The sequence below is a fragment of the Bacillus sp. FSL R9-9410 genome (genome assembly GCF_038050385.1).
In the GTDB taxonomy this organism is placed as follows: domain Bacteria; phylum Bacillota; class Bacilli; order Bacillales; family Bacillaceae_G; genus Bacillus_A; species Bacillus_A cereus_U.
Genome location: NZ_JBBOTV010000001.1, coordinates 1,159,952 through 1,177,428, shown reverse-complemented (window position 1 = coordinate 1,177,428; position 17,477 = coordinate 1,159,952). Strand labels below are relative to the sequence as shown.

Genomic DNA, 17,477 nt, shown 5'->3' with positions numbered 1-17,477 from the left:
GCTGAGATTTTTTATTGATAATAAGGCGAGATCATTAAGTAAACAATAACACCAGATAAACTTACATATAACCAAATCGGCATCGTCCAACGTACAATTTTACGGTGACGTGTTAATTGATTCGTAAAACCAAATACTAGTGCGAACAATGCAAGTGGTACAATAATCGCCGCAAGGATAATATGTGTAATTAAAATGATGAAATACACATATTTAATGAATCCTTCTCCACCGAAATGTGTTGCTGGTGCCAAGTAATGATACGATAAATATGACACACAAAATAATAAAGTCGTGGTAAATGCTGCAAGAATAAAGCCACGATGCATTTTCACATTCTTTTTAATAATAGAGAATAAAGCTGCTAATAAAAATACAAACGTAAAACTATTAAAAATTGCATTTAACATTGGTAAGATAGTTACATCAAAATGTACTTCTCCTTCATATCCCACGGGTCCAAAGAACAAAAATAAAATAATCGCATTTACAATTACAGAAAGCGTTATCACAATAGGAGCATAGCTTTTCTGATTAGTTGATTGATTCACCAATATGGTCACTCCTCTTCCTTCAAATATGTATACGTAACCTCACTATTTTAACATATTATTCACAGTGTAAATGTGACAATAGTTTGACACAGTAAGACTACACAAAGAAAAAATCCTTCTTAATAAAACTTCTTAAGAAGGATTTTATCGCTTTATTATTTAAATAGCAATGCAATTAGTTTTTGTTAAAAAACGTATTGCTATACGCTTGATATATTTCAGACACTTGATATCCCATTAATGAAATTGCTGTTAATGAAAAGAAACCAATCATAAGAAATCGAAACCACATATAAATCTCCTCCTTGTATTTAGCTTAAAAAGCGTTGGCTACATAACAAGTTGGATGGCATTCGTCTTCATCACTTTCCTTCTTCTTCACAATCGCCGTTATAAAACGAATCATAAAGAATATAACAAAAGGAATTTGTTTATCATTTATATTGGCATAGTTTAGCAACGGTTCTCGTTGTAAATCGAACGGGGATGAGAAGGAATAGAACATACCTTGCTCTTCCATATATACGATTACAATTTTCATACAAAATACTATCCCGAGAAACGAAACAATATCTTGCCATTCTGTCGTATATAACAGATTATATAGTTCTAATACGTACTCTTCCATCATCATCCCTCCTTCCTTTTTTACCATTTTGCTCTCCTTCATATAAAAAGTCAAGAAAAAAGTTTATATTCACTATGACAATAGTAATTACTCTTTTCTTTACTTATATATGAAGCTTTTCTAGCAATGATTGGATATACCATTCTTCGAAAACAAGATATCATAGGAAGTTCGATAGCCGAATTCATGCTATCGGTAAAATAATATGTGACGTCAAGAACAGGACGCTAAAACATCGGAACACGAATCTGTACGGTATAGTGATAGTACCTAGCTCACGAACCTATATGGTATAGTGATAGTACCTAGCTCACGAACCTATATGGTCTGTCGTGAGAGTGGTGATGGCACACCGCACTCTTGCACGTCAGCGATACCAGAAATGGACTTCGCCTTTGGTAGCAAGAATCCCACTGACATTAGTCAGCTTGCCCCTTTAAGGGTGGGAGTGTCAAATAACCTATTGTTGTTTTTTATTTATGTAAATTACTTTGTCGTATTCACATCTAAAGTTTTAAGAGATTCTTTTCCATCTCTCAAATAACTATTTATGAGACTTAAAAGTAACTTCCCACCAACCAACATCGCACGTTCATCAAAATCAAATTGAGGATGATGATGTGGATATGTTGCTCCTATTTCTTCATTACCCGCACCTGTGAAGAAAAATGCTCCTGGAACATGTTCTAAGTAATACGCAAAATCTTCTCCACCCATAATCGGTGGTACTTCAATGACTCTGTCTCTTCCAAGATCACGTTTCGCAATCTCCATAAAATGACTCGTTTCATCTAAATGATTTATTAATATTGGATAACCGCGTTTATATTGAATATTAACTTCAGCATGAAGAGACTGACAAATCCCCTCAACAACTCGTTTAAATTCCTTCTCCATAAATTCTCTCACTTCAGGATCTAACGTCCGAATTGTCCCTGTAAATGTAGCGGTATCCGCAATAATATTATCTGCTTGACCAGCATGGAATGTACCAACTGATAATACAGCAGATTGCAACGGATCTACTTTTCTACTAACTAAAAGTTGCAATTGATTAATAACTTGTGTTGCAACGATAATGGCATCTACAGTATGATGCGGCATACCGCCGTGACCACCTCTCCCTTGAATCTTCACTTCAAAAGTATCAGCTGCAGCCATCATTGCTCCAGCTTTCGCCCCAACAATTCCTACAGGCATTTGAGAAGATAAATGTGTGCCAAAAACAACATCTACTCCTTCTAAACAACCATCCTCAATCATGGCAATTGCCCCACCAGGTTCTTTCTCTTCTGCATGTTGATGAATAAGGATTATTTTTCCTGAAAGTTGGTCTCTGTTATCACTTAATATTTTCGCAACACCTAAAAGTGTTGCTGTATGTCCATCATGGCCACAAGCGTGCATTACGCCAGGAACCTTTGATCTATATGAAACTTGCTTTTCATCTTGAATCGGCAGTGCATCAAAATCAGCACGCAACGCGATCGTCTTCCCAGGTATTCCACCTTCAATTACGCCGATTACCCCTCTTCCCCCGACATCTGTTTTCACATCAATATGAAAACTTTTTAAGATTCCAGCTATTTTTTTCGGTGTTTCTATTTCTTGAAACGATAGCTCTGGGTATTGATGAAAATCTCTTCGCCACGAAACCATTTGATTATATAAACTTTCCAATTCTTTATGCCATGTTTCTATCATAGAAATTCTCCTTTCTTTTTAACACTTTACATAAAAGTACATAATATTCTGCATTTAATCAATAAAAAAGAGAACTTTCTTTAAAAGTACTCTTAATTCTCCAAAATATGAAACATTCTATTCTAATTATTATTTTGCTTTAATACAAAAACTGAAAGTTCAGGTACACTCCAAAACCTGACAGGCATTCGAGTCGTTCCAATACCTCGATTTACATATAAATGTAACGGCTTACTCTTACCTTCTAATTCATACATACCTTCAACATAGCTCTCAGCTAATTTTGTAGTAATTAATGGACCTACAAAAGGAATCTGAACTTGTCCTCCGTGACTATGTCCTGACATTTGAAAATCAACTGGATAACGAGCTACTTTGTCTACAACATCAGGCTCATGTATTAATAGCATATTGAAATCTTGTTGTCTTAAGTTTTTTAAAGTCGAATCTATTTGTGGTTTCCCTAATAAAAAATCATCCAAACCTGATATTGTAATATACTTGCCATTTTCCGATTTAATTTTCTGTACTTCATTTACTAAAACAGAAAAACCAGCTTCCTCCATATACTTTTTGTAAAATAAACTACCACCCCCACCTCTATCATGATTCCCAAACACAGCATATTTTCCTAGGGGAGCATGAATTTTCTGCAAAATGACTTTCGCTTCTTCTCTTTCCTCATTATAAGATCCAAACTTATCTATTAAATCTCCTGTAAAAACTACTATATCTGGATGTAACTCATTCATCTTCTCCACCAAATTTTCTAATTGTTTCAGTGTAAACTCTGGCCCTAAATGCACATCTGAGAATTGCAATATCCTTTTATTATTAAACTCTTTAGGAATCGTCGAAGCTTCTATTTCATTCCACGTGACTGTTACTAGTTTTCGTTCTATTTCTGTCGCATAAAAATACAAGCTTACTGAAATCATTACTATACTTATTAAACCAGTAATGATAATTTTTTTTAAGTTTGATATGTTTTGTTCTTTCTTCACACGATGAGTATTCATGTTTTCACCTCTAGAAGTACTTTAAAGCCTTATTGTTACATTAATGTGACAACATGAACAATGTTAGTTATATCCAATTTCATCCCGCTCACTTCCACAAGTTTATACAGAAGTCACAACATATTTTTATACTACCTTATTTCATATCTTATAATTAAGAAACTACCTTCTAATAAAGAGCAACCTAAAATAAAGAACAAATCTGTATCCGCTTAAATTGAATGTTTATAAAGTGGTCCTAAAAAACATTACAAATATCATTTTTTTTTACGAATGTATGTACGTACACTTGTTCTCGGATGTTTTATACGTTATAATAACAACTTAAATAGCATTATTTACATATGAGGTGAAAACATGAATAAAACAGAATTAATTAAAAGCGTAGCACAAAATGCTGAGATTTCTCAAAAGGAAGCTACTGTAGTTTTACAAACTGTAGTAGAATCAATCACTAACACTTTAGCTGCTGGTGAAAAAGTACAACTTATCGGATTCGGTACATTCGAAGTTCGTGAAAGAGCTGCTCGTACAGGCCGTAACCCACAAACTGGTGAAGAAATGCAAATCGCAGCTTCTAAAGTACCTGCTTTCAAAGCTGGTAAAGAACTAAAAGAAGCTGTAAAATAATAAAAAATGGCCTTCTCGTTTATGAGAAGGCTATTTTTTTCATGACATAATTAATAAAAATCTGACCATTGTGCTGTTTCTTTTGTTCCTTTATACAAATAAAACCTTTACTTTCAAAGAAAGGTTTTGCTGTAATACTTGCCTCTGTATATATATCCCTATGTTCTAGCTTCATTGCTTCTTTTTCTAACTTTTGTAATATATAAGAAGCTATCCCTTTCCCTTGATAATCTTTATGTGTAAACAAACGATCTATGTAATGCTCATCATTATAATCCCCAAATCCAACTATCACACCGTTATTATCCGCTACATAACTAATATTCTTTTCTAAGGACTTTAGCCAACTTTCTCTATTTAGTCGCTTTGGTGCCCATGTCTGTAGCTGTAACGTATTATAATCTTGTGCATTAACCGTATGAACCGTTTCATAGAACAATTGTAATACTTGCTCTAAATCCTCTTTCTGGAATGTTCTAATTTTAATATCTTTAAACATATGTAAAACTCCTTATCAAACTAACTCTTCTATTTCGGTTGTCCGGATAATTATTTCGTATTTATTTTTGAAACAGTTTCTTCCACTATATAAGATTCATTACTTCTGCTCTTTCTATATTATATCGATTTTTCCTTCTAAACGAACAATAAACAATACTTATACAAAGTATTGTTTATTGTAAAAAAGCATATTACATTCGCTTTATAGCTGAAAGTGTTTAAGATTTCAATTTAACTCTTTGTAATCTTAATGCATTTAATACGACTGATACAGAACTGAACGCCATCGCTGCACCTGCAACCCAAGGTGCTAAGAAACCGAGCGCTGCAATCGGGATTCCTAAACCGTTATAAGCTAATGCCCAGAATAAATTTTGCTTAATATTTCTTATCGTCATCTTACTCATAAAGATTGCATCAGCAATACTATTTAAATCACCACGGATTAACGTAATATCTGCCGCTTCCATCGCTACATCCGTTCCTGTTCCAATTGCCATACCGATATCCGCCGTAGCAAGAGCAGGAGCATCATTTATTCCATCTCCAACCATTGCTACTTTCTTACCTTGCGCTTGAAGTTTTTTCACTTCTTCTGCTTTTCCTTCTGGTAATACTTCTGCAATTACATGATCAATGCCAACTTGCTTAGCAATTGCCTGAGCAGTTTGTGTATTATCTCCTGTAATCATAACAACGTCTAGACCCATTTTCTTAAGTCTTGCGATAGCTGCTTTTGAAGTATCTTTTACAGTATCTGCAACAGCAACTATACCAGCATATTCTTTATTGATCGCAATAAGCATTGCTGTTTTTCCTTCTCGCTCTAGTTCTTCCATCGCTTTAGAAACTTCTTCAATATCAATATTAAACTTCTTCATTAATCGGCGTGTACCAATTAATAATTGTTGCCCTTCGACAACAGATTCAATACCAAATCCCGGAATCGCTTCAAACGTTTCTGAACTTGAGATATCAATTTTCTTTTCTTTAATTCCCTCTACAATTGCTTCTGCAAGTGGATGCTCAGAATTTCTTTCTGCCGCACCTACTAAACGTAATATTTCTTCTTCATGGAATCCATCTGCTACAATTACATCTGTTAACACAGGCTTCCCATTTGTCACAGTACCTGTTTTATCTAGAATAACTGTATCTAATCGGTGCGTTGCTTCTAAATGTTCTCCACCTTTAAATAAAATGCCATACTCAGCTGATCTGCCTGATCCAGCCATAATAGATGTTGGTGTTGCAAGACCTAATGCACATGGACAAGCGATAACAAGTACTGCTATCATTTTTTCAAGTGCTCCGCCAAAATCACCAGGTGTAACAAATATCATCCATACCGCAAATGTGATTATAGCAATCACAACTACAACAGGTACGAAAATACCTGAAATTTGATCAGCTACCCTTTGAATAGGAGCTTTCGAACCTTGAGCCTCTTCCACTACTTTAATAATTTGAGCTAATGCAGTGTCTCTTCCTACCTTAGTTGCCTTAACTTTTAAAAATCCATTTTTATTCATTGTAGAACCGATTACTACATCCCCAATTGTTTTATCAACTGGAATACTCTCGCCTGTTAACATCGATTCATCTATCGCTGATTTTCCTTCTACAATTTCTCCATCTACTGGGATTTTTTCACCCGGTTTAACATAGACAATATCACCAGCTACCACTTCTTCGATTAAAATTTTCATTTCTGTTCCATCTCGCACGACTGTAGCAGTTTTCGCTTGTAATCCCATCAACTTTTTAATAGCTTCTGATGAACGTCCTTTTGCTTTCGCCTCAAATAATTTACCTAAAATAATTAAAGTAATAAGTACCGCACTCGTTTCAAAATATAAATCTGTCATATGTTCTGAAGAACCAATTGATTGAATACTTAAATAAACACTATAGAAATAAGCTGCGGACGTTCCAAGTGCCACAAGAACATCCATGTTTGCACTTTTATTGCGTAACGCTTTATAAGCACCAATATAAAACTGGCCTCCAATTATAAACTGTACTGGAGTTGCAAGAGCCAGCTGCACCCATGGGTTCATAAGCATATCAGGTAAATAAATAAAAGATGTAAATGAAAAATGACTCACCATTGCCCACAATAACGGAAATGATAAAATAAACGAAAAAATAAACTTCTTCTTTTGTCGCTCAATTTCTTTTAAGCGGTGATCTGTTGATGAATCTTGCTCATCCGATTTCACTTCTAATTTATATCCTAATTTTGTGATTGTACTCTTCATCTCATTTACACTGATTTCATTAGGGTTAAAGTCTACTGTAGCTGATTCTAAAGCGAAATTTACTGTCGCCTTGTTCACACCATCTAGTTTATTTAAACGCTTTTCCACTTTATTCGCACACGCTGCGCATGTCATTCCCGAAACGGTAAACTCCGCTTTATCACTTACAATGCCATATCCTAACGATTCAACTTTTTCTTTAAATTCTTTCGGATTTGTTTTAGCTGGATCGTACAAAATTTTCGTTTTTTCAAGTGCAAAATTCACATTTGCATCTTGCACACCTTCTACTTTTTTAAGACCTTTTTCAATTCTATTTGCACATGCTGCACATGTCATGCCTGATATTTGGAGATTAGCCTCTTTTTGTTCATTCATGTCTCTCACCTCTATATACCCTTATAAGGTATAATTTTTAGCAAAATAAATCGTACTCCATATAAAGTACGATTTATTTCCATATTAAAAATTATTATTGAACATCATAGCCTTGATCTTCAATTACAGCAACGATATCTTTTAATGTTACAACTGATGAGTCGATAGTAACTTCAACAGTTCCTTCTGCTAATTGAACTTTTACTTGTTCAACGCCGTTTAGTTCTTTCACATTACTTTCAATAGAATTTACACAATGCCCACAAGACATACCCTCAACTTTTAATGTTAACTGTTCCATTTAAAATCCTCCTCTTGTTTCTTCATTGTTTGTTAACCACAACTACATCTTACCATACCCCCCTAAGGTAATCAATGGTTTTATATAATGATTTTAAATTTTTTCTAAAACCTTTATTTTCTCTTTATTCCACGCATCAATTTTTATAACATCCATATATGTATAAAGAAAAACCAAGCTAGTCAAATACTAGCTTGGTTTTTATGCTTTTGAAAAACGTTCAAAAACGGTCATTAATTCTTCAATCGCTTCGTCACCATTCCCGTTTTTAATAGCTCCTGAAACACAATGATTTGTATGATTTTTCAAGACGCCCATTCCTACTTTTTTCATCGCTGCATTGATCGCTGAAATTTGCACTAGAATATCAACACAATAACGATCATTTTCAATCATATTTTGAATACCACGAACTTGCCCTTCAATTCTCTTCAATCTATTTATAATTTGCTCTTTTTCTTTTTCTGATCTATGCATAGCCGTTGTTTCCTGCTCTTTATGATCCATATTATCACCTTCTTAAAGTTTCTCTTCATCCAATAAAAACAAATACTTTTTACGAGTATACCAATTATAGCATTAAATATCTATGTAATGATACCCTATATGAGTATCTTATCTTTATATGATTATTCTTAACAAATACTTAGCTTCTCAATCCAAATTATCACTATACCCTTTCCCTTTTTCAAAAAAATAATAAAATCTCCCACTAAAATTCAATAAAAAAAGCCTCAATCATCACAAATTTGAATTGAGACTTTTTTTCTTTTTATTATATATACATCTATTGTTGATCACATAATTTTGTGTCATTAACTACAGAAGTTCCTTCAACGGTAACTGTATGAAAACAATCATTTACACGAACTGTAACAACATTATCTTGTCGATCAATAATATGATATTCATTAAATTCTTTATTTAGAGCACTACGAATTTGTTCTCCTTCATAAATTGGAATACCGTGTGATAAAACCCAAATAAGCCCAGCGATAGCAAGAACAGTTTTCATACGACCTACCTCCTTGAGAATAAAGTGAACTTTTAATCAGTGGTGTTTTCAGCCCTACTGATTATTAGTTGAATCAATCGGGCTATTATGCGGGATAAGTTCATTCCGTTTATAGTATGTTTATGCTAATTGTGACGGAATTGTGACAACTTTTTGTCTCTTTGGACGAAAAGTTGAAACAAAATCTTCAAAAGGACAATTCTACTTACGTGAACAAAAAGGCTATGGAGAATTTCCTCCATAGCCTTTTTGTTCAATTTTATTAAACGACCATTTCACTATGCTTAATCTTAAGCGTTTCAATTTGAATTGTAGCATGTTCAATATGGAACTCCTGTTTTAACATAGTAATAATATTTTGAAGCACTTCTTGATCGTCCTGTTTTTTATCGATCATTACATGGACACTTAATGCATCTAATCCCGATGTAATTGTCCAAATGTGGAGATCGTGTATATCACGTACACCCTCTACTTCTTTAATAGCTTTCTTAACTTGTTCTATCTCAATTGAAACAGGTGTACCCTCCATAAGTATATGAATGGAATGTTTTGTTACTCCCCATGCACTCTTTAAAATTAATAGCGCTACAATTACTGAGATAATTGGATCTGCAATATACCATGAAAATAATGACATAAGTGCACCAGCTACTAACGCACCAACTGAACCTAAAGCATCTCCAAGAACATGTAAATATGCGCTACGTAAATTGACGTTATTTTTCACATCACCTTGTCTCATAAGAGCCCATGCACTAATTAAATTTGCTAGTAAACCAATTGATGCGATTAACATCATCGGACCACTTGCTACAGTTGGTGGTTCAAAAAACCTTCCAATCGCTTCCCACACGATAAGTCCAGCTACAACAAATAATGTAATACCATTAATTAATGCCGCCAATATTTCAAAACGATAATATCCATACGTTTTTGTAGAAGTAACAGTTCTAGCTGCTAATCCAATAGCAATTAAACTTAATAATAACGAACTCGTATCACTTAACATATGTCCTGAATCAGATAATAAGGCTAAACTATTTGTAACTAGTCCTCCAAAAAATTCAAGAAACATAATAATTGCCGTAATTACTAATGCCGTAACTAAACCTTTCTTATTCCCTTCTCTACTCTCTTCAAAATGATGATGTCCGTGGGAATGCCCGTGAGTATGCCCCTGATGTTGGTGACCGTGATGATGTCCCATATAAATTCCTCCTTTTAGTAATCCATTAACATTTTTTCTGAAGTTCACCACTTCTATCTGTCTATTGCTTTTATTGATATAGAAATGCGACTTTAATCCATTCTCATACCGTTTTCTAATTTTTGATTTTCAAACGACTCTTTTCCTACTCGAATCGAATTTGTCGGACAACTTTCATATGCTGCCACCATTGCATTCAAAAATGTAGTTGGAATTCCAATTATTCCTTCATTGTGATCTAATGCACCAAATGCTTTACTTTTACAATCCAATTGATATATATCTGGTGCTATAGAGCGGCATAATCCACATGATTCACAAGTTTCTTTATCTACGACAGTATAATGTAACAATATTTGTTACCTCCATTCTCCTTATACAATACTGAGGTAGGGTATATAAAAATGATTATTTTACACTATTTTTCTTTCTATCACTTCTCCTTTTACCCTTAAATAATAATGACATATCGGTTTTAAATCGTTATCTAATTCATAAACTAATGGTGTTCCTGTTGGAATGTTTACAGATTCTATATCTTCATCTGAAATTTGATCTAAATATTTTACTAAAGCTCGTATTGTATTTCCATGCGCTGCAATAATCACTTTTTTTCCATCTTTTAAATTAGGGGCTATTTCTTCATCCCAATATGAAACAACTCGTTTTTCTGTATCTTCTAGATTTTCTGTAAGGGGAAACTTATTATCTTTTAAATCTCTATACTTCGGATGTGCCGCTTCATATCTCTCATCATCTTTTGTAAGAGCTGGTGGGCGTACATTTGTTGAACGTCTCCATAAAGTTACTCTCTCATCACCATATTTTCTCGCTGTTTCTTCTTTATTTAATCCTTGAAGTGCACCGTAATGTCTCTCATTTAATTTCCATGTTTTATGAATAGGTATCCACATCAAATCCATTTCCTCAAGAGTAATCCACAAAGTACGCATCGCCCTTTTTAAAACAGATGTATATGCTATATCGAATGAGAATCCATTGGCTTTCAAAACCTCTCCAGCCTGTAAAGCGATTTTCAACATTCCATTCACTTTGTCCGTGTCTTATTAAAACGAGCTTAATCATACTTATTATCTCCTCTCCTTTTAAAGTTGCATTTTCATAAAGAAGTATCTTTATGAAAATGCCTTACTACATATCAAATTCTTTCTTGTTCATTTCACTACTATGACTAAACGCTAATTCAATTAATCCGTTTACATGAGAATCATCTAATGAATAAAAAACAAGTTTTCCTTCTTTACGCTTTTTTGCTAACCCTATTGTTTGTAACAGTCTTAAATGATGCGAAGCCGTTGCAATACTACTATGAATAATACTTGCGACATCACGTACACAAAGTTCCTTTTCCGTATACAGTGCATACGCAATTTTTAATCGTGTTTCATCCGCGAGTGCCTTGAACATTTTCGCTACACTACTGATATTTTCTTTCTCCAACATATCACTTGCATGTTTTACTTTTTGCTCATCGTGATAACAAAGTTCACAATGTTCTTCTTTCATAAGTAACACCTCTTATTCAAATATATATTTGATTATGTATGTAGTATACCTTATTAACCAAAAACATTCAAATGTTTATTTGAATGTTTTTGGTTATCCTAAAAAAAAATTATAAAAAAAGAATCCTAAATGACTTTGGATTCTTTTCTATTATTACTTCTCTTTAGAAAAACAAAACTTCGAAAAAACCTCCCATATAAGTTCATTTCTACTACATACCCCTACCTTTTCAAAAATGGATTTAAAATGATCTTGAACTGTATACGTAGAAATATGCAATTCTTCCGCCACGTCTTTTGTTGACATCCCTCTAACAATTCCTACTATCACTTGCTTCTCTCTTTGAGAAAGACTATAAGAATCTGCAATAAGGGGAAAAACTTCTTCCGGCCTCGCTCTTTCAAACAAAACTATATAGCCATCATTACAACTACCGTAACCTTCTAACCTACTCGTGCGAATAACTAAAAATTGTCCACAAGATAAACCAATACATACCATTTCCCCTTCATCTGTTTCTTCTCTATTAGATTCGTTGGCTTTCACTCTTGAACAAACCGCACGTATTGGCCTTGGAACGTCATCTTCATTCAATTGTTCATATGTTCTAAGAGTGGATAGCCATGCCTTTCCATTTTGATTCCAATAAAGTAGGTTGAATTTTTCATTTAATATAATCGTACCCGTTCCTACTACTTCCACTTGTTCCTCTGAACATGTTATAAATGATGTTCTTAATGTATCTCCCAAAATAGAGCTTATCTTTGATAAATACTCACATTCATCTTGTTGAAAAGATACTCTTGTATTATCTCGAAACAAACTAAGGTGTCCAAAACATTTTCCTTTACTCATACAAGCTGCTCTTACTTCATCTACAAAACCGGCTGGTTTTAAAATTTCCCGATACCTGGAGCTGATTATTTGTTCACCATTTGTAACAATACCCAGTGCAGCAGCATGAGGAGCATTTCGAGCTAAATCTTTAAATTTGTTATAATCATCCTCTAAAAATTCATTCATAAATAACTGCGGATGAATTTTTTCAATTCTTTGATCTGTATATGCTCCAGTTGATAAAAATGTACTTGGATCTATAGTTGTAAAACAAGCTGCATCAAAAGGAATTGCCTTTTTCAATATTTTTAAAAACTGTTCTTGAAATTGTCTAGCTAAACTTTCATTTTTCATTAACACTATAATTTCTTTCGTTACCTTTTCATAAATCATCTTTATCTCCCCCAGATTTATGGGATTGTTTCCCCTAGCAATTTCATTTCATAATAGAACTATAATTTAAAAAAGGAGGGTGAAAAATGAGTTGGAATGACTCTACCATAAATACATACGAACGAATGATTCCATTAAAAATCCCTGGATACTTTACCCTTTATGAAATGATGAATCATTTCTTGTCTACTACAATTCCATTAGGAATCTCCGCTCCACACTTATTAGTTATTGGTGCTGGCGGTGGTCAAGAAATAATTTCAATGGGTAAACAAAATCAGACCCTCGAATTTACAGGTGTTGATCCGTCTAAACTAATGCTTCAGTTAGCAAAAAAGAGAATTGAAAGAGAGGAACTACAAAACCATATTCATTTTACACACGGAACCGTCCATTCATTATTACCGGATCAGTTATTTGACGCTGCTACTTGCATACTTGTTCTTCATTTCATCCCAAATATTAACCAGAAAAAAGAACTTCTTAAAGAAATTAGTAACCGCTTAAAACCAGGTGCACCTTTTTTTCTCTCTACGATAAATGGTGTGCGTCATACAAATAAATTTTCTGCACAATTGAATGCTTGGCGAAATCATATGTTACAAAATCAAATCCCCTTAGAAGATTGGGAACGATTTGAAAATTCTTTTGAAAAAGAAATGTTTCCTATTTCTGAAACAGATTTACTAACTATCATGGAGGAATGTGGCTTTACTCAAATCACTCGTTTTTTCACTAGCTTTTTAATTGATGGATACGTGGCAATAAAGCAATAATGAAAAAAGGTAAGCAATTGCTTACCTTTTTTCATATACTCCTTCTACACATGACTAATATACCTTAATCCCTTACTCAAAGAAGTCGGCACAACAGATGCATGATTCTCCCCTTCAGCTTCATAGAACTTAAATCGAAACTGATCGTGTTTTACTAGGAGAAGCCGCTCTGATAATTCGTTTGCCCCTACAACCATATGCTCTCGTTCTAGTGATCCAACCGTAAGAAATACTCCTGTTTCAACTTTTGCATTGTTTAATTCATTTATAAGATTCTCTTCTTTTTCAAGCACAGATTGGTTATTCCACCAAATAGATGGACTACTAATAAAATAATTTTGAAAGGCATCTGCGTTTGTAAATAGTATATGTAAAGCAAATAGACCACCTAACGAATGCCCAAATAACGTTTGCTTTCCTTTATTAATTTCATAATTTTTTTCAATTTGAGGTTTCAGTTCTTCTTCCATAAAAGTAAAGAAGTTATGTGCCCCTCCTGTTTTAGGCCACGGTTTGCCATCTGGTTTTAAAGGCGCATTTTTTGAAATTACACTAGGCGTAAAATCATAGCACCTTTCTTCACCTGAAAATGCCCCTTCAATTGGATAACCAATACCTACTATAATGGCTGGTGACACACCTGTTTTTTCTGCTCTAACTGATTGTATTTTAACCGCTTCATGGAATGTTTGAAAAAAGGCATTGCCATCTAATACGTATATAACAGGATATCCTGACTCTGGCGCTGGTTGCCTCGGCTTTGAAATATGAATTTGATATTCCTTACTTTCTAATTTTGAATACATTTTCCACTGTTCTGTATTAGATGTAATAATCTGCTGTTTTTCAATAGTAGTACTCATCTTATATCCCCCCTTTTAACTCGTTACATATATTTCTACTTTTTCTTCTTGAGATACAACGCTATCGTAGCCGAAGCAAACAGGAGACCCATTATACGGATCAATCATGACACGCGCATCAATATGAAATACTTCTTTTAATACTTCATTTGTAATGATTTCTTCTGGGCTACCAGTTGTAACAATTTCCCCTTCCTTCATTGCAATAATTTCATCTGAAAACCTTGCTGCATGGTTAATATCATGTAATACCATTACGACCGTACAATTATGTTCTTTATTTAATTTCTCCACGATTTGCAGTACATCTAATTGATGAGACATATCAAGGTATGTAGTTGGCTCATCTAGTAACAAGACTTCTGTCTGTTGTGCTAACGCCATTGCTAGCCAAACCTTTTGTCTTTGTCCACCTGATAAATTTGCAATTTGTCTCGTACGAAATGCTGACGTTTTAGTTACGTCTAATGCCCAATCAATCATTTCTTTATCTTTTGCCGTTAACTTATTCACGTTATTGCGATGTGGATAACGCCCATAAGAAATTAATTCTTCAACTTTAAGCTCTCCTGGAGCGATTGGATTTTGCGGGAGTAACGCTAATTGCTTTGCGATTTCTTTCGTTGGAATTGTATTTAAATCTTGTCCTTGTAAATACACTTTTCCGCTTTTTTGTTTTAAAATTCTTCCCATTGTTTTTAATAATGTCGATTTACCGCATCCATTTGGACCTATAATTGTCGTTACTTTTCCTTCTTGTATTTCCACATTTAAATCGCGAAACACGGTAAGCTTTTCATAACTTGTTTCTAAACTTTTTGCGCTTAAAATACTCACTTTTATTCCCCCTCTTACGCTTTCGCCTTATAAAGTAAATATAAGAAATACGGTACACCGACAATTGAAATAACAATTCCAACCGGTAACTCTACAGGTGTGAATACTGTTTTTGCAATAAAGTCTGAAGCAATTACAAGGAACATTCCGATTACTCCGCACGTAGGAATTATATGCTTATGCTGAATACCGACAAGTCTTTTCGCTATATGCGGTGCCATTAGTCCAATGAAACCAATACTTCCTGAAACAGCAACACATGCGCTCACAAGTCCGATACTACTTAGTAGTAAAATAGATTTCTCTCTTTCTACTGAAACACCTAGACTTGTAATACTCGTTTCTTCCAATTGAAATAAATCTAATAAATAAGCTTTCTTTTGTATAAGCGGAATTAATATGATAAGCCACGGCAACATAGCAATAATATACTTCCAGTTTGCACTATATATGCTTCCAGACACCCAAACTGCAGCCATCTCGAAATCAGTTGACTTCATTTTGAGCGATAAATACATAGAAAACGCTCCAAATCCAGATCCAATTGCAATCCCTGTTAATAAAAGACGCTGCGAGTCTAACTTACCGTTTTTCCAAGAAAACAGATAAATTATTATAGCGGCTCCTAGCCCACCGACTAAACCAAACATCGGCATCATCATAATAGAAATCCAGTCTGTGCTCTTTAATTGCCCTTGAAAGAAGAACATGAAAATTACGATGGCTGTACCTGCTCCGGCATTCACTCCTAAAATACCTGGGTCCGCCAATCCATTTCTCGTAATCCCTTGAATTACAGCACCCGCAACACCTAGGCCTAATCCTACTAATCCAGCAATTACAATGCGCGGAAGGCGAAACTCAAAAATAACTAAATCATGGTCTGGTACTGGATCTATTCTAAAGAGTGTTTTAAATACATCTGTAATCGTAATATCAAACGTACCATTCGTTAAACTAATATAAATAGCACATAGTATTAAAAATATACTAATCCCCATTGTCATTCCAAAACGTTGACTTGAACTTTTAAGCATGTCTCTCTCCTCCTCTTGTACGGATTAAATAAAGGAAGAAAGGAATTCCAATTAAGGAAGTAACGACTCCAATTGGTGTTTCAAATGGATAGTTTACAAATCTACTTAAAACGTCACATAATGCTAAGAAAACTCCACCAATAACGCCTGCGCAAGGCAAAATCCACTTATAATCTACCCCAATTATAAAGCGCGTAATGTGTGGAATAATTAAACCTACAAAACCAACTTTCCCCACTAAAGCAACTGCTGTTCCTGTTAAAAAAATAACTGATAAAATTGCCATCGCTTTAACTAGTTTTGTACGCTGCCCTAGATTAATAGAAACTTCTTCTCCTAAAGAAAGAATGGTAATAGATTTTGATATTAAAAGTGCTAAAATTATACCAATTATCCCAAATGGTATCGTGATTTTAATGATATTAGGGTCCACTTGATCTAACTTTGCATTAAACCAAAAACTAACATTTTGAGAAATTTGGAAATACGAAGCCATCGCGGCTGATAAACTACTTAAAAATGTTCCAATAACCGTTCCTATAATTGCTAACCTAACAGGTGATAAGCCATTTTGAAGGAGTGAACCAAAACCAAACACTATACCTGCCCCGAGCGCTGAGCCAATCATTGAACATAAAACCATACCGATTGATGACATTCCCGGAAGAAAAATCATACAAAGTGTAATAACAAAGGCTGCACCATCCGTCACACCCATAATAGAAGGGGATGCAAGATAGTTTCTTGTCATCCCCTGCATAAGTGCTCCTGATATGGCTAGAAATGCTCCGACTAAAAGAGCTGCAACTACCCTTGGTAAACGTGAAGTAATAATAATATTATGATTTACATCGCTTGAATCAAAATGAAATAAAGCATTCCACACTGTTTCAGCATCAATGTTTTTCGCACCATATAAAACAGAAAGCATAACTGTAATTAAAATCAATACGGGCGCTATACATAAAATGGTTACTGGTACTGTATTCGTTTTCTGCATATCATT

Annotated in this window: 19 protein-coding genes and 1 pseudogene; 2 read left to right on the top strand and 18 right to left on the bottom strand. The window is 34.2% G+C overall.

What is annotated here, in order from left to right; genetic code table 11:
• Window positions 1–11: 11 nt before the first annotated feature.
• The 4 genes from MKX77_RS06365 to MKX77_RS06350 form a co-directional block, all read right to left on the bottom strand.
• The gene (locus tag MKX77_RS06365) at window positions 12–554 is read right to left on the bottom strand and encodes a DUF420 domain-containing protein (RefSeq protein ID WP_341306058.1); all 543 of its coding nucleotides are present in this window, start codon (window positions 552–554) and stop codon (window positions 12–14) included.
• A 316-nt stretch (window positions 555–870) separates the two neighbouring features.
• On the bottom strand, window positions 871–1,209 hold the full coding sequence (locus MKX77_RS06360) for a hypothetical protein (protein WP_341306057.1): 339 nt from the start codon (window positions 1,207–1,209) through the stop codon (window positions 871–873).
• Between the two features lie 459 nt (window positions 1,210–1,668).
• Window positions 1,669–2,886 (bottom strand): M20 metallopeptidase family protein, encoded by a 1,218-nt coding sequence (locus tag MKX77_RS06355; RefSeq protein WP_215553892.1) that lies wholly within the window; start codon window positions 2,884–2,886, stop codon window positions 1,669–1,671.
• Window positions 2,887–3,008: 122 nt separating this feature from the next.
• Window positions 3,009–3,905 carry a metallophosphoesterase gene (locus MKX77_RS06350; RefSeq protein WP_215553893.1) on the bottom strand — a complete coding sequence of 299 codons (897 nt, stop codon included), beginning with the start codon at window positions 3,903–3,905 and terminating at the stop codon, window positions 3,009–3,011.
• 357 nt (window positions 3,906–4,262) lie between these two features.
• Here MKX77_RS06350 and MKX77_RS06345 point away from each other — a divergent pair, with 357 nt between their 5' ends.
• On the top strand, window positions 4,263–4,535 hold the full coding sequence (locus MKX77_RS06345; protein WP_001043913.1) for an HU family DNA-binding protein: 273 nt from the start codon (window positions 4,263–4,265) through the stop codon (window positions 4,533–4,535).
• Between the two features lie 19 nt (window positions 4,536–4,554).
• Here the strand turns inward: MKX77_RS06345 and MKX77_RS06340 are convergent, their stop codons facing one another.
• The 10 genes and pseudogenes from MKX77_RS06340 to MKX77_RS06295 form a co-directional block, all read right to left on the bottom strand.
• Entirely contained in the window at window positions 4,555–5,034 is a 480-nt protein-coding gene (locus tag MKX77_RS06340) for a GNAT family N-acetyltransferase (RefSeq protein WP_341306056.1), read from the bottom strand.
• Window positions 5,035–5,254: 220 nt separating this feature from the next.
• Window positions 5,255–7,675: a heavy metal translocating P-type ATPase gene (locus MKX77_RS06335; RefSeq protein WP_341306055.1), complete on the bottom strand. Its 2,421-nt coding sequence runs from the start codon at window positions 7,673–7,675 to the stop codon at window positions 5,255–5,257.
• Between the two features lie 94 nt (window positions 7,676–7,769).
• Complete coding sequence (gene copZ / locus MKX77_RS06330; protein ID WP_002160818.1) at window positions 7,770–7,976, bottom strand: copper chaperone CopZ; 207 nt, start codon at window positions 7,974–7,976, stop codon at window positions 7,770–7,772.
• Between the two features lie 201 nt (window positions 7,977–8,177).
• A complete protein-coding gene (locus MKX77_RS06325) occupies window positions 8,178–8,483 on the bottom strand; it encodes a metal-sensing transcriptional repressor (protein ID WP_002160817.1) in 306 nt (101 codons plus the stop codon).
• Between the two features lie 280 nt (window positions 8,484–8,763).
• Entirely contained in the window at window positions 8,764–8,991 is a 228-nt protein-coding gene (locus MKX77_RS06320; protein WP_341306054.1) for a hypothetical protein, read from the bottom strand.
• A 262-nt stretch (window positions 8,992–9,253) separates the two neighbouring features.
• Complete coding sequence (locus tag MKX77_RS06315) at window positions 9,254–10,201, bottom strand: cation diffusion facilitator family transporter (protein WP_341306053.1); 948 nt, start codon at window positions 10,199–10,201, stop codon at window positions 9,254–9,256.
• A gap of 92 nt (window positions 10,202–10,293) precedes the next feature.
• Window positions 10,294–10,554, bottom strand: a complete 261-nt coding sequence (locus MKX77_RS06310) for a ferredoxin (protein WP_215553898.1) — start codon at window positions 10,552–10,554, stop codon at window positions 10,294–10,296.
• A 60-nt stretch (window positions 10,555–10,614) separates the two neighbouring features.
• A pseudogene (gene gpmA / locus MKX77_RS06305) lies at window positions 10,615–11,287 on the bottom strand (2,3-diphosphoglycerate-dependent phosphoglycerate mutase).
• A 66-nt stretch (window positions 11,288–11,353) separates the two neighbouring features.
• Window positions 11,354–11,728: an ArsR/SmtB family transcription factor gene (locus tag MKX77_RS06300; protein WP_098777265.1), complete on the bottom strand. Its 375-nt coding sequence runs from the start codon at window positions 11,726–11,728 to the stop codon at window positions 11,354–11,356.
• Window positions 11,729–11,881: 153 nt separating this feature from the next.
• A complete protein-coding gene (locus MKX77_RS06295; RefSeq protein WP_341306052.1) occupies window positions 11,882–12,958 on the bottom strand; it encodes a helix-turn-helix transcriptional regulator in 1,077 nt (358 codons plus the stop codon).
• Between the two features lie 86 nt (window positions 12,959–13,044).
• Between MKX77_RS06295 and MKX77_RS06290 the strand changes: the two genes are divergently transcribed.
• Window positions 13,045–13,734, top strand: a complete 690-nt coding sequence (locus MKX77_RS06290) for a class I SAM-dependent methyltransferase (protein ID WP_215553902.1) — start codon at window positions 13,045–13,047, stop codon at window positions 13,732–13,734.
• 44 nt (window positions 13,735–13,778) lie between these two features.
• On the opposite strand, the gene MKX77_RS06285 is transcribed toward MKX77_RS06290, so the two are convergent.
• From MKX77_RS06285 to MKX77_RS06270, 4 genes are read right to left on the bottom strand one after another with little or no spacing between them, the layout of a single operon-like run.
• Window positions 13,779–14,597: an alpha/beta hydrolase gene (locus MKX77_RS06285; protein WP_341306051.1), complete on the bottom strand. Its 819-nt coding sequence runs from the start codon at window positions 14,595–14,597 to the stop codon at window positions 13,779–13,781.
• Window positions 14,598–14,612: 15 nt separating this feature from the next.
• The gene (locus tag MKX77_RS06280; protein ID WP_002111287.1) at window positions 14,613–15,434 is read right to left on the bottom strand and encodes an ABC transporter ATP-binding protein; all 822 of its coding nucleotides are present in this window, start codon (window positions 15,432–15,434) and stop codon (window positions 14,613–14,615) included.
• Between the two features lie 14 nt (window positions 15,435–15,448).
• The gene (locus MKX77_RS06275; RefSeq protein WP_341306050.1) at window positions 15,449–16,471 is read right to left on the bottom strand and encodes a FecCD family ABC transporter permease; all 1,023 of its coding nucleotides are present in this window, start codon (window positions 16,469–16,471) and stop codon (window positions 15,449–15,451) included.
• Window positions 16,464–17,471: a FecCD family ABC transporter permease gene (locus tag MKX77_RS06270; RefSeq protein WP_341306049.1), complete on the bottom strand. Its 1,008-nt coding sequence runs from the start codon at window positions 17,469–17,471 to the stop codon at window positions 16,464–16,466. Before MKX77_RS06270 ends, MKX77_RS06275 begins: the two co-directional genes overlap by 8 nt.
• Window positions 17,472–17,477: the final 6 nt, after the last annotated feature.